At 68.8% G+C, this 12,340-nt stretch carries 12 protein-coding genes; 10 read left to right on the top strand and 2 right to left on the bottom strand.

Features of this window, described 5'->3' with window-relative positions; all coding sequences use genetic code 11:
• Nucleotides 1–34 precede the first annotated feature (34 nt).
• The 5 genes from ACVOME_RS04065 (at nt 35) to ACVOME_RS04045 (ending at nt 3,635) form a co-directional block, all read left to right on the top strand.
• Nucleotides 35–688, top strand: a complete 654-nt coding sequence (locus ACVOME_RS04065) for a hypothetical protein (RefSeq protein WP_346480689.1) — start codon at nt 35–37, stop codon at nt 686–688.
• A 48-nt stretch (nt 689–736) separates the two neighbouring features.
• Nucleotides 737–1,459: a DUF6348 family protein gene (locus ACVOME_RS04060; protein WP_065182846.1), complete on the top strand. Its 723-nt coding sequence runs from the start codon at nt 737–739 to the stop codon at nt 1,457–1,459.
• A gap of 94 nt (nt 1,460–1,553) precedes the next feature.
• Complete coding sequence (locus ACVOME_RS04055; RefSeq protein ID WP_065176235.1) at nt 1,554–2,114, top strand: nucleoside deaminase; 561 nt, start codon at nt 1,554–1,556, stop codon at nt 2,112–2,114.
• Nucleotides 2,098–3,165 (top strand): 23S rRNA (cytidine(2498)-2'-O)-methyltransferase RlmM, encoded by a 1,068-nt coding sequence (gene rlmM, locus ACVOME_RS04050; protein ID WP_065176234.1) that lies wholly within the window; start codon nt 2,098–2,100, stop codon nt 3,163–3,165. Before ACVOME_RS04055 ends, rlmM begins: the two co-directional genes overlap by 17 nt.
• A 71-nt stretch (nt 3,166–3,236) precedes the next feature.
• Nucleotides 3,237–3,635 carry an EF-hand domain-containing protein gene (locus tag ACVOME_RS04045; protein ID WP_065182845.1) on the top strand — a complete coding sequence of 133 codons (399 nt, stop codon included), beginning with the start codon at nt 3,237–3,239 and terminating at the stop codon, nt 3,633–3,635.
• Nucleotides 3,636–3,859: 224 nt separating this feature from the next.
• Here ACVOME_RS04045 and ACVOME_RS04040 read toward each other — a convergent pair whose 3' ends face one another.
• Nucleotides 3,860–5,041: a UbiH/UbiF family hydroxylase gene (locus ACVOME_RS04040; protein ID WP_481504769.1), complete on the bottom strand. Its 1,182-nt coding sequence runs from the start codon at nt 5,039–5,041 to the stop codon at nt 3,860–3,862.
• Nucleotides 5,038–6,246 (bottom strand): 2-octaprenyl-6-methoxyphenyl hydroxylase, encoded by a 1,209-nt coding sequence (ubiH, locus tag ACVOME_RS04035; RefSeq protein ID WP_065176232.1) that lies wholly within the window; start codon nt 6,244–6,246, stop codon nt 5,038–5,040. Before ubiH ends, ACVOME_RS04040 begins: the two co-directional genes overlap by 4 nt.
• 109 nt (nt 6,247–6,355) lie before the next feature.
• Here ubiH and ACVOME_RS04030 point away from each other — a divergent pair, with 109 nt between their 5' ends.
• The 5 genes from ACVOME_RS04030 (at nt 6,356) to ACVOME_RS04010 (ending at nt 12,337) form a co-directional block, all read left to right on the top strand.
• Nucleotides 6,356–6,940, top strand: a complete 585-nt coding sequence (locus ACVOME_RS04030) for a hypothetical protein (RefSeq protein WP_481504768.1) — start codon at nt 6,356–6,358, stop codon at nt 6,938–6,940.
• 8 nt (nt 6,941–6,948) lie between these two features.
• Entirely contained in the window at nt 6,949–7,503 is a 555-nt protein-coding gene (locus ACVOME_RS04025) for a cob(I)yrinic acid a,c-diamide adenosyltransferase (RefSeq protein ID WP_065176231.1), read from the top strand.
• A 9-nt stretch (nt 7,504–7,512) separates the two neighbouring features.
• Nucleotides 7,513–8,451, top strand: a complete 939-nt coding sequence (locus ACVOME_RS04020) for a histone deacetylase family protein (RefSeq protein ID WP_065176230.1) — start codon at nt 7,513–7,515, stop codon at nt 8,449–8,451.
• Nucleotides 8,452–8,540: 89 nt separating this feature from the next.
• A complete protein-coding gene (gene lptD, locus ACVOME_RS04015; RefSeq protein WP_080375337.1) occupies nt 8,541–10,997 on the top strand; it encodes an LPS-assembly protein LptD in 2,457 nt (818 codons plus the stop codon).
• Entirely contained in the window at nt 10,994–12,337 is a 1,344-nt protein-coding gene (locus ACVOME_RS04010; RefSeq protein ID WP_053519673.1) for a peptidylprolyl isomerase, read from the top strand. Before lptD ends, ACVOME_RS04010 begins: the two co-directional genes overlap by 4 nt.
• Nucleotides 12,338–12,340 lie beyond the last annotated feature (3 nt).

The following is a 12,340-nucleotide window of genomic DNA, read 5'->3' as shown; positions in this document are numbered from 1 at the left end:
CGGGCGCCGCCACGGCGCCCGCACGCCCGCGACGATGATCACCGCCCTGTCCGCCCTGCTCTGGTTCATCTCGCAGCATCCGCTGCTGACGTTCTTTGCAGCAATGGGGCTGGCCGCGCTGGTCTCGTGGTGGCGGCGTTCACCGGTCTACGCCATCGTGGTGTTTCCGCTGGCGATGCTCAACATCTTCCTCGGCAGCTTCCTCAACGCCACTTTCCTCAACGCGGTGGGCGAGCGCGGTGAAGCGGTGATCGTGAAGGCCGAGGAAACCAATTCCACGCTCAACGAACAGTACATCTGGCGCTACGAAGCGGTGTTGCGCACCGCCGAAGGTCGCGACGTGGAGGTGGTGTTCCACACCAACACCGCTTCGCTGTGGCCGCTGGAGAACGCGATCCGCATCCCGGCTCAGGACCAGCCGTTCGTGGTGAAGTACACGCCGGGCTTTCCGCGCAACTTCGTCATCCTCACCACCGAATCACCGCACGGCATCGCCCAGGCCCGTGCCAGCGCGCGCGAGCGGGTGGAGGTGGCCGCACGCAAGCTGCACTTCAGCCCGGACAACGCCGATTTCCGCGCGGACTATCGCCGCGAACTGGATACCTGGCTGCGTGATCATGGCAACGATCCGCAGCAGCAATCCGACGCACGGCGATATCGCGCAGAACGCGAAGCACTCGATCACTAGCACCCGGCCCGGCCTGGATGCTCCACCCGATCCATCCACAGGCCTGACATGACCACGACGTCCACCGCCCTCCTCCCGCTGCTGCAGCAGGTCCTGCAGGACGCTGGCATCGCCAGCCGCGTCGACGGCGGCGCGCTGGTGCTGGACAGCGGCCTGCGCCTGACCCCGCATGCGATGGCAGCACACGCGCGCGACAACGGTGGCTGGCAGACCTCCACGGTCATCGAGGCGCAGCACCCCACCCTGTTCGCCGATGGCCTGTTCGAGTACCAGCACGCCAACGGCGCCGATGAGCAGGCCTCGCTGCTGTCCGGCTTCCAGGCCTGGGTGCGGGTGGACCTGGCCACCCTGCAGACCGCAGTGGGCGCCGACGACGCGCAGGGCCTGCCGATGATGGGCCTGACCTATCCAGCAGGTGATGACGGCAAGGAACACGGGCGCACCGTCGTGCTGGGGCCGCTGGCCCACTACCGCGCGCAGGAGGTGGAGGTCGCCACATGCAGTGAGGACGACCACGGTTCCTGCCCCTGCTGCCTGTTCACCAGGAGCATGGACGCCTTCGACGAGCTGCTGAAAGCGCGCCAGTTCCTTGCCATCCGCCTGTTCGCCTCGCGCGATGCCGATGGCCTGTGCGAGGCCGATTGTCGGGTCAATGGCCACGACTTCGCCCCTGCCCTGCCATTGCTGCGCGCGTATGCCGCCAGTTGGCCGCAGGCCGGGCTGGAGTTCCGCAAGCAGTACGTGGTGATCCGCACCGGCTCACCCGGCTGACGCGCCCACACCCGGTACAGGCCGGTGCGGCTACACTGCGCGCCGGTTTCCCAAGCAACCGCACTTTTCCCATCCCACACGAGGCACCCCCGCGATGCTGTATGCGCAAGTCCACCTGACCCTTCCCGCCTGGATCCACGACCAGATCGACCTGGATCGTCGATATCCGGGCGATGAGGCCAAGGTCGCGCTGGCCATCGAGCTGTCGCGCCAGAACGTCGAGCACGCCAGCGGCGGTCCGTTCGGCGCCGTGGTGTTCGGTCCGGACGACAAGGTGATCGCCGCCGGCGTGAACCGGGTGATGCCGCATGCCACCTCGTTGGCACATGCCGAGAACATGGCCTACATGCTGGCCCAGCAGCGCCTGCAGACGCCGCGCCTGAATGCCGTGCTGTCGCCGGTCACCCTGGCCACCAGCTCGCAGCCGTGCTGCCAGTGTTACGGCGCTACGGTGTGGGCCGGCATCGACCGCCTGCTGATCGGCGCCAGTGCCGCCGATGTAGAGGAACTGACCCCGTTCGACGAAGGCCCGCTGCCGGCCGACTGGGTGGGCGAGCTCAACAAGCGTGGCATCGAGGTGGTGCAGGGCCTGAACCGCGACGCCGCACGCAGCGTGCTGCGCGCCTATGGGGAAAGCGATGGCGCCCGTTACTGAAACCGGCATCGGCCTGCTGTGCCTGTGCCGCCAGGGCTTCGAGCCGGAGCTGGCCGGCGAACTGCAGTTCCGCGCCGGTGAGGCAGGGTTCGCCGGCTACGCACGTACCCAGCGCAATGACGGCTATGTGTTGTTCATGTGCGACGAAGCGGCCGCGTTGGCACCGCGGTTGCCGTGGCGCGGCCTGATCTTCGCGCGGCAGAAGCTGGTGGTGCTGGCTGAACTGCCGCAGCTGGATCCGGCCGATCGCATCACGCCGATGCTGGAGGTGCTGGCCGATGCGCCACGCTTTGGTGATCTGTGGGTCGAACATCCGGATTCGGATGCCGGCAAGCCGCTGTCCGGGCTCGCCCGTGCGTTCGGCAACGCGTTGCGCCCGGCGCTGCGCAAGGCCGGCAAGCTCAGCGACAAGCCCAATGCACGGCTGCCACGCCTGCACGTGGTGTTCGTGGACGGCACCCACGCCTTCATCTGCGTGGCCGACCCCGCCGACAGCGCACCGTGGGCACTGGGCATTCCGCGCCTGAAACTGCTGCCGGAGGCCCCCTCGCGTTCGGCGCTGAAGCTGGACGAAGCCCTGCTGACGCTGCTGGCGCCGGAAGAACGCGAGGCACTGGTGAAACCCGGCATGCGCGCGGCCGACCTGGGGGCGGCACCGGGCGGCTGGACCTGGGTGTTGACCCGCCAGCACATGCAGGTGCTGAGCATCGACAACGGCCCCCTGCGCCAGCACGTACTGGATACCGGCCTGGTCGAGCACCTGCGCGCGGATGGCTTCCATTGGCACCCGGAGCAGCCGCTGGACTGGATGGTGTGCGACATGGTCGAGCAACCGCGCCGCGTTGCCGAACGCATGGCCACCTGGTTCCGCGAAGGCTGGTGCAGGCATGCCATCTTCAATCTGAAACTGCCGATGAAGAAGCGCTGGGACGAGACCCGGCTGTGCCTGGACCTGTTCCAGGAGCAGGCTGGCACGTCGCTGGAAGTGCGTGCCAAGCAGCTCTATCACGACCGCGAAGAGATCACCGTGCTGGCATCGCCGATGCGGTGATGCGCGGCAGGGTCATCGCCCGCACAGGATGCCGCGGGTACGCTTCCGTCAACGCCTGCCAGGAGTCCGTCATGTACCGTCCGCGTTTGCCCGTGCTGCTGGCTGCCCTGCTGGCCACGTCCCCCGTGCTGGCGCAGCAGCTGCCGCCCACACCCGCGCAGAGCCAACCGCTGGGTCCGACCGGCGGTGCCATCCGCCAGCAGCCCTTGAATGCCGGACGGGTCACCGGCAGCGTCGATATCCCGATGCCCGCAGGGGAGGCCCAGGTCACGGTGCGCTCGGTTGAACCCAGCAGCGTGACCGGCCAGTACCGCATCCACTTTGCCGCGCTGGATACCGACGGTGATGGCTTCATCAGCCGTGCGGAGGCCCAGGCCAATCCTGCACTGGCCGATGAGTTCACCGCGCTGGACAGCAAGCGCCGCGGCAAGCTGGATCGTGCCGACCTGGCCGGCTGGCTGATTGATTGATCCGGTTCACGGATCCCGCCGGGCACGGCCCGGCGCTACCGGCCTGATGATCCGCCGAACGGCGTCCCGCTGCCGCGCTGGATCGTGCCGACCTGGCCGGCGCGCTGATTGATTGATCCGCTGCTGGTAGCGCCGGGCTATGCCCGGCGCATTCCATGAACCGCGCTGCGCGCTCGCCGGGCATGGCCCGGCGCTACCGGCGGATCAACCGCCAAACGGGGTCGTCACACGCCGGCGGCGCGCCTCCAGAACGCCTGAACCAGCGGCGGCCACTTGCCGACGCAGCCCAGCGCGCGGCCACGGGCGAGGGTCAGGTGCATCTCGTCGTTGGAGAACAGGCGGTTGATCGCATCGAAACTGTAGGCGGCCACCTGGTTGTCGCTGCGCCGCTCGCGGGCCCAGCGCTGCAGGCGCTGCGGCGACAGGCGCGGCTGGCCACGGCGCTCGGCTGACGGCGCCAGCCATTGCCGCAGGGCAGCGACATCCCGCAGCCCCAGGTTCACGCCCTGCCCGGCCAGGGGATGCACCACATGCGCGGCGTCGCCGAGTGCGAGCACGCGGCCGGCCACATAGTGGCGGGCCAGCTGGCGGCGCAGCGGGAACGCGGCGCGCGGCGACACCAGGCGCAGTTCGCCCAGCCGTGCGGCGAAGGCGCGGGTCAGTTCGCGATTGAATGCCTCCTCCTCCAGCGCCAGCACGCGCACCGCCTCTTCGTCAGGCAAGGTCCACACGATCGAGCTGCGGCGCTCGGCCACCGGCAGCAGCGCCAGCGGACCGGTCGGCAGGAAACGCTGCCAGGCCGTGGCCTGGTTGGGCAGCTCGCTGTCGACGTAGGCCACCACGCCACGCTGGTGATAGTCGTGGCGCACCACGTCGATGCCCGCCAGCTCGCGCAGCGTCGACTCGGCACCATCGGCGGCCACGGCGAGGGCCGCTTCCAGCCTGCGTCCGTCATCCAGGCGCAGTCGCACCCCCTCCTCGTCCTGCTCCAGCGCCTCCACCCGTGCCGGGCAATGCAGCTGCACCCCGGCCGCCGGCAGTGCCGCCCACAGGCGATCCTGCAACAGCCCGTTCTCGACGATGAAGCCCAGCTCGCGACGCCCCAGGCGGTCGGCATCGAACAGCAGGTCCTCGCCTCCCGCGGCATCCCATACTTGCATGCGGCGATACGGCCAGGCCCGCGCCTGTACGATCGCAGGCCACACGCCGAGACGGTCCAGCAGCTGCACGTTGTCAGCCGCGAAGGCGAACACGCGCAGGTCCGGCTGCGATGCCTGCCAGGGCGCGGGCTCACGGCCCTCCACCAGGGCGACGGCCAGCCCCGCATCGGCCAGCGCCAGTGCACACGCGGCACCGACCACGCCGCCTCCCACGATGACCACGTCCAGGCGCGCGCGGCGGTTCATGCGGCTTCTCCGCGGCACAGTCGCGGCACGACGCCACGGAAACCCATCGCCCCGCCGACCAGCATCGACTGCACCGAACCGCGCTGCGCGGCCACCAGGCCGAGACTGCGCAACGGGCGCATCAACGGCGCAGGATTGCTGGTCAGGCGCGCCAGTCCTCCGGAGAACGCCACCGTCTGCTGGCGATCCTCTTCCCGACGGGCCACATACGCACGCAGCAGCGCATCACTGCCGGCATCGCCTGCATCGTCTTCCAGCAGTTCGGCCAGGGTCAGCGCATCGCGCAGGCCCAGGTTGAAGCCTTGCGCGCCCAACGGATGGATGGTCTGTGCGGCATTGCCGAGCAGCACCGCGCGCTCGCCTGCCAGGGCACGCGCCAGCACCTGGATCAGCGGGTAGGCACTGCGCGGCCCCGACTCCAGCAGACGCCCGGCACGCCAGCCGATGGCATGCTGCAGGCGCTGCAGCCACGCTGCGTCGTCCAGCGCCATCACCGCGTCGGCGTCTTCGCGCGCCACCCCATGCACCGTGCCGAAATGGCGGTCGCCACGCGGCAGCAGGGCCGTCGGACCGGTATCGGTGAAGCGCTCCCAGGCCGTGCCGTCGGGCGCACGCTGGCTGCGCACGCGGGCCACGAACAGGGTCTGCTGGAAATCGTGGCGGTCGACCTCGATGCCCAGCGCCTCCCGCACCGCACTGGCCGTGCCATCGGCACCGACCACCAGCCGTGCCAGCAGCGTGCGCTCGCCGGCGTCGTCGGCCACATGCACCTGGCGACAGCCCTCCACCACCCCGCCCAGGCCGAGGAAACGCATCGGCCGGTAACGCCGCAGCCGCGGCAGTTCCTGCAGGCGTGCCTCAAGCGCATGACCGAAGTCACGTGCGACCACCACCTGGCCGAACCACGGCCGGTTGTAATCGGCCGCATCGAGCTGCACCCGGCCAAAGTCACCGGCGCGGCTGACATGGATGCGACGGATCGGCCCCGGCGCCATCGCCAGCTTCTGCATCACCCCCAGCGCGGTCAGCGCGTTGACGGTGGCGGCGGCGAAACTGAGGTTGCGCTGGTCGAACACCGCCGGCAGTCCACCGGCAGGGCTGGCCTCGATCAGGCCCACGTCGCGGCCCAGGCGGTCCAGGGCGATGGCGAGGCTGGCACCCACCAGTCCGCCGCCGACGATCAGCACGTCATGTCGTTCACTCATGGCGTTCATGATACGCGCTCGCCCCGGCTGTACACCGAACGCGACGCTGCCTGCGCCAACCCGCGCGGCGGGCTAGAATGAAAGCTGAATCCGCTCCGGGCCCGCCGCCATGTCCGACACCGCCAATCGTGCCTTCGTCCTGTCCGTGCTCGTGCTGTTGCTGGCGGCGACCCGGGTCAACCACTTCGCGGCGATCCCCGATGCCTCCTGGGCGGTGTTCTTCATCGGCGCTTTCTACCTGGCGCGCTGGACGCGCTGGGCCTTTCCGCTGCTGATGCTGTTTGCGGTGCTGGTCGACTGGATCGTGATCCGCAGCGCGGGGCTGGATTTCTGGCAGCACTACTGTGTGTCGCCCGGCTACTGGCTGCTGCTGCCGGCGTACTTCTCGCTGTGGGCCGGCGGCATGCTGCTGGGCCACAACTACCGCGGCGCGCGCTGGCCGGTGCTGGCCAAGGGTGCGCTCCTGCTGGTGGCCTCGGTGGCGCTGTGCCACCTGCTTGCGCAGGGGGGCTTCTACTGGACCACCCGCAACGTTGCCGAGCCGACGCTGGCGGGCTGGGCGCAGAACTACGCACAGTGGTTCGGCCCCTACCTGCGGACCACGGCGATCTACGTGGCGCTGGCCGCCGCCCTGCAACTGGCCGTGGAGCAGGTGCTCAAGCTCCAGCAGGCCCGTCGCGACATCCGGCACTGAGCTGCGCCATGGGCCATCGCCTCTCGCGCATCTACACCCGCACCGGTGACGATGGCAGCACCGGACTGGGCGATGGCCAGCGCGTAGCCAAGGACGATGCCCGCGTCGCCTCCTACGGCACCGTCGACGAAGCCAACGCGGCGCTGGGCCTGCTGCTGGCCGCACCGCTTCCGGACGACGTGCGCGCGCTGGTGGTCCATCTGCAGCACCAGCTGTTCGACCTGGGCGCCGAGCTGTGCATCCCCGGCCATGCCGCGATCCATGCCGCCGATGTCTCGGCACTGGAACAGCAGCTGGACCACTACAACGCCACGCTGCCGATGCTGAAGGAGTTCATCCTGCCCGCCGGTGGCGAAGCCGCCGCACGCTGCCACCTGGCACGGACCATTGTCCGCCGCGCCGAGCGCGAGACGGTGACGCTGTCCCGCCATGAGAACGTGCGCAGCGAAGCGCTGCAGTATCTCAACCGGCTGTCGGACCTGCTGTTCGTGCTGGCCCGGGTGCTGGCCCGCGCCGATGGGCAGGGCGAGGCGCTCTGGCAGCCCCAGCACCGGCAGGGCTGAGTCCGTACGATGCTGGTCTTCACCCATCCGTCCTGCCTGCTGCACGATCCCGGTCCGGGCCATCCCGAATGCCCGCAACGGCTGCAGGGCGTGCTCGACGCCCTGCGCGGCGCATTCCCCGGCCAGCTGGACTGGCGCGAGGCCCCACCCGCCAAGTTCGGCGAGTTGAGCCGGGTCCACGACAGCGCCCTGCTCGACTTCGTGCTGCAACCGCAGACCGTGCCCCTGCGCCAGCTGGACATGGACACCTGGACCTCGCCCGGCTCGGCCAGCGCGGCGGTGCATGCTGCCGGTGCCGGTGTGGCCGCGGTGGATGCGGTGATGCTGGGCGCGGACCCGCTGGCGTTCTGCGCGGTGCGCCCGCCGGGTCACCATGCCACCAGCAGCACGGCCATGGGCTTCTGCCTGCTCAACAACATCGCCATCGCCGCAGCCTACGCGCGCGACCGCCACGGGCTGGAGCGGATCGCGGTGGTCGACTTCGACGTCCACCATGGCAACGGCACCCAGGACATCTTCCAGCACGACGCACGGGTGTCGTATTACAGCACCCACCAGGCCGGCCTGTTCCCCAACTCCGGCCTGCGCCGTGACCGTGGCGCGGGCAATCTGATGAACATCCTGCTGCCGCCGGGCAGTGGCGGATTCCGCTTCCGCAATGTCTGGGCCGACGAGATGCTGCCGGCCATCGACGACTTCCGCCCGCAGCTGATGCTGATCTCGGCAGGCTTCGACGCCCATCTGCGCGACCCGCAGGCGGATCTGATGCTGGAGACCGAGGATTTCGCCTGGATCACCCGCGAACTGCATGCGCTGGCGCGTCGCCATGCGGCCGGCCGGGTGGTGTCGATGCTGGAGGGCGGCTACGACCTGCAGGCCCTGGCCGAATGCAGCGTGGCCCACGTGCAGGCCCTGATGTCGCCGGCGGCGTCCCCCCCGGCTGGATGAACCCGAACCGGTGCGACCGGGCCGCCTTCATTGCCCCTATGCAAGGGATGGGGCAAGCTACCGTCCGTTTTCGCCCGAATCCGAACCGCGTGCGCCGAGCCCTCCGCCTGCTTCCCCTGCCTCTGAGCATCGCCGTCTGCCTGCCGGCGATGGCCGATGATAAGCCGCTCAACTGGGGCCTGTGCCCGGCAACCGACGTCATTCCCGCGTTCACCGACGCCCCGACCCCGGTTCCGGGCCAGGACAAGGCCGCCGCCAGCGCCGCGCGCGAGCAGCAGCCGACCGATATCGAGGGCGATCAGCTGCTGGGTACCACCACGGTGCCGCAGTACGAGGGCAACGTCGCCCTGCGTCGCGGCGACCAGTTCGTCGGCACCGACAAGCTCAGCTTCGACACCGAGTCCGGCAACTACATCGCCGATGGCAATGTCCGCTACCAGGACGCGTCGATCCGCATGGTCGCCAAGCGCGCCGAGGGCAACCAGGAAAGCGACACCCACAAGATCACCGACATCCAGTACCAGCTGGTGTCCCGCCGTGGCAACGGCGACGCCGAATCGGTCGACCTGCAGGGCGCGGTCGGGCAGATGCACCGCTCCACCTACACCACCTGCGACCCGTCGCAGCCGGTGTGGAAGCTGTCGGCGCCGCAGATCGAAGTGGACAACGACGAGGGCTTCGGCACGGCGCGCAATGCCGTGCTGCGCATCGGCAAGGTGCCGGTGCTGTGGGCACCGTACTTCAAGTTCCCGATCGACGACCGGCGCAAGACCGGCCTGCTGTTCCCGCAGCTGGGCATGTCCGGGCGCAACGGGTTCGACTACACCCAGCCGATCTACCTGAACCTGGCACCGAACTACGACGACACGCTGATGCCGCGCTACATGAGCCGGCGCGGCCTGATGCTCGACAACGAGTTCCGCTACCTCTACAACGGCGGCCGCGGCGAACTGCTGACCGCCTACATCCCCAACGACAAGCTGCGCGACCGCGATCGCGGCCGTGTCATGTTCAGCGGCTACCACAACGTGGACAGCCACTGGCAGGCACGTGCCAACCTGGCCTGGGTCAGCGACGAGCGCTACGTCGAGGACTTCGCCAACCGCCTGGTGGGCGTGACCGCTTCGAACCTGCAGAGCACCGTTGGCCTGTACGGCACCGGCCAGAACTGGACGGCCGGAATCATGGCCGACCGCTGGCAGCTGACCGACTACACGCTCAACGAGAGCGCGCTGGCCTACAACCGCCAGCCGCGCCTGTACTTCAACTGGGACAAGCCGGTCCTGTCGTGGCTGGAAACCGGCGTGTACGCCGAAGCCGTGCGCTTCACCCATGAAGACATCAACTTCAAGTACGGCCCCGAGGCCGGACCGGACCTCGAGTACACCCGTACCGGCCAGACCCAGCGGATGTACGGCGGCGCACGCCTGGACCTGAAACCCTATGTGTCGCTGCCGTTCAGCGGTGCGGCCTGGTACGTGACCCCGACCCTGGCCTACCGCTACACCGCCTACGACCTGGACCGGCAGCTGGCCGACAGCATCCGCCGCAACGTGCTGGTTTCGCAGGGCGTTGATCCGGCCACCGCTACCCCCGAGCAGCTGCGCGGCAACACCTCCCCCAGCCGCAGCCTGCCGATCGGCAGCATCGATGCCGGCCTGTTCTTCGACCGCGAGACCACCATCGGCGGCCGCTCGTTCCTGCACACCCTGGAACCGCGCCTGTTCTACCTGCGCACGCCCTACCGCAACCAGGACGAGCTGCCGATCTTCGATACCCGCGACTTCACCTTCAGCTGGGGCCAGCTGTTCCGCGACTCGCGCTATACCGGCGCCGACCGCCAGAACGACGCCAACCAGCTGACCATGGCGCTGGGCACCCGCTTCATCGACCAGACCACCGGCCGCGAGCGGTTCTCGGCGGCCATCGGCCAGATCCAGTACTTCGACGAATCGCGGGTGACCGCCGTGCCGGGTGGCCCGCCGGTGGAAAAGGGCAAGTCGGCCTGGATCGCCGATGCCAACTACATGGTCAACGACCGCTGGACCCTCAGCGCGACCTACCAGTGGGACCCCAAATACAAGCGTGAGGACCTGGCCAGCTTCCGCGCCCGTTACCTGATGCCCAACGATGGCGTGGTCAACCTGACCTACCGCCACCGCATCAACCCGGACGGCACCGACCTGCTGAAGCAGGCCGACCTGTCGTTCCTGTACCCGCTGAACCCCCGCTGGAGCCTGGTCGGCCGCTACTACTACTCGCTGGAAGACAAGAAGCCGCTGGAAATCATCGGTGGCGTCCAGTGGGACAGCTGCTGTCTGGCCGTGCGCGCGGTGGCCCGCCGCTACGTGCGCAACCGCGAGGGCGAGCTGAACAATTCCATCCAGCTGGAGTTCGTGCTGAAGGGCCTCAGCTCCCTGGGCCAGGACACGGACCGCACCCTGCGCCGTGCTATCCTCGGCTACAACCGCGACGACCTCTATCTCGTGCCCCCCAGCAATACCGGGACGACCCGGGACGACTACGATCCGAATCTGATCCCATGACCAAGCGCTTCCCCGTTCTTCTCGCCTCGCTGCTGGCGGTGTCCAGCGTGTCCGCCCCCCTGCAGGTACTTGCCCAGGAGGCGCAGCCGCTGGACCGCATCGCCGCTGTCGTCGATGAGGACGTGATCCTGCAGAGCGAACTCCAGCGCGCCATCGCCAACATCAAGGCGCAGTACGCCGGCCGCGAGGCCCAGCTGCCGCCGGATGACGTACTCAGCCGGCAGGTGCTCGAGCGCCTGGTGCTGGTCAAGCTGCAGGTGGCCCGTGCGCAGGGCAGCGGCATCCGCGTCAGCGACCAGGAGCTGAACCAGGCGATGAATGCCATCGCCCAGCAGAATGGTTCCAATCTGGACGCGCTGCGCCAGCGCCTGGCAAGTGACGGCATCGATTTCAACGACTTCCGCGCCTCGGTGCGTGACGAGATCACCGTGCAGCGCCTGCGCCAGAGCTTCGCGCAGAGCCGCATCAGCGTCAGCGAGGGCGAAGTCGATGCCGCGTTGAAGCAGCAGGCCACCGCCGGCAACCAGTACCACCTGGCGCACATCCTGATCGCCCTGCCCGACGGCGCCAATGCCGAGCAGATCGCCACCGGCCAGAAGAAGGCCGACGGCGTGAAGGCCCTGCTGGACAAGGGTGAGCTGGACTTCAATGCCGCCGCCGTACGTTACTCGGACAGCCCCAATGCACTGGAAGGCGGCGACCTGGGCTGGCGCAGCATGGACGAGATCCCGGCCGCGTTCGCGCAGCTGATGGAAAAGATGAATGCCGGTGACGTGGTTGGCCCGATCCGTGGTCCGAGCGGCTTCCAGCTGCTGAAGCTGGTGGAAGTGCGCGATTCCAGCGCCGCCGCCGGCACCCATACCGTCACCGAGTTCCACGGCCGCCACATCCTGGTGCGCGTGGACGACAACCAGACCGATGCGGCCGCCAAGGCCAAGATCGACACCCTGCGTGCCCGCATTGCCGGCGGCGCCGACTTCCAGACGGTGGCCAGGGAGTCGTCCGAGGACAACAACAGCAAGGGCCAGGGCGGCGATCTGGGCTGGTTCCCGGCCGATGCGTTCGGTCCGGCCTTCGGCCAGCAGGTCCAGAGCGTGCAGGACGGCGGTGTCAGCCAGCCGTTCCGCACCGACGCCGGTTGGCACATCGTGCAGCGCGTGGCGACCCGCCAGACCGACGTGACCAACGACAACCAGCGTGCGCAGGTCCGCGAGACCATCGGCCGCCGCAAGCTGGAAGACGAATACAACCGTTTCCTGCAGGAGCTGCGTGGCGAAGCCTACGTCAGCTTCCGCAGCGGTGACCGCGCGGAAAACACCGCGACGCCGCCGCAGTCCTGACCG

The organism is Stenotrophomonas sp. STEN008, assembly GCF_056760435.1.
The sequence above is the reverse complement of the archived record's forward strand: the minus strand, read 5'-3'. Positions and strand labels throughout refer to the sequence as shown.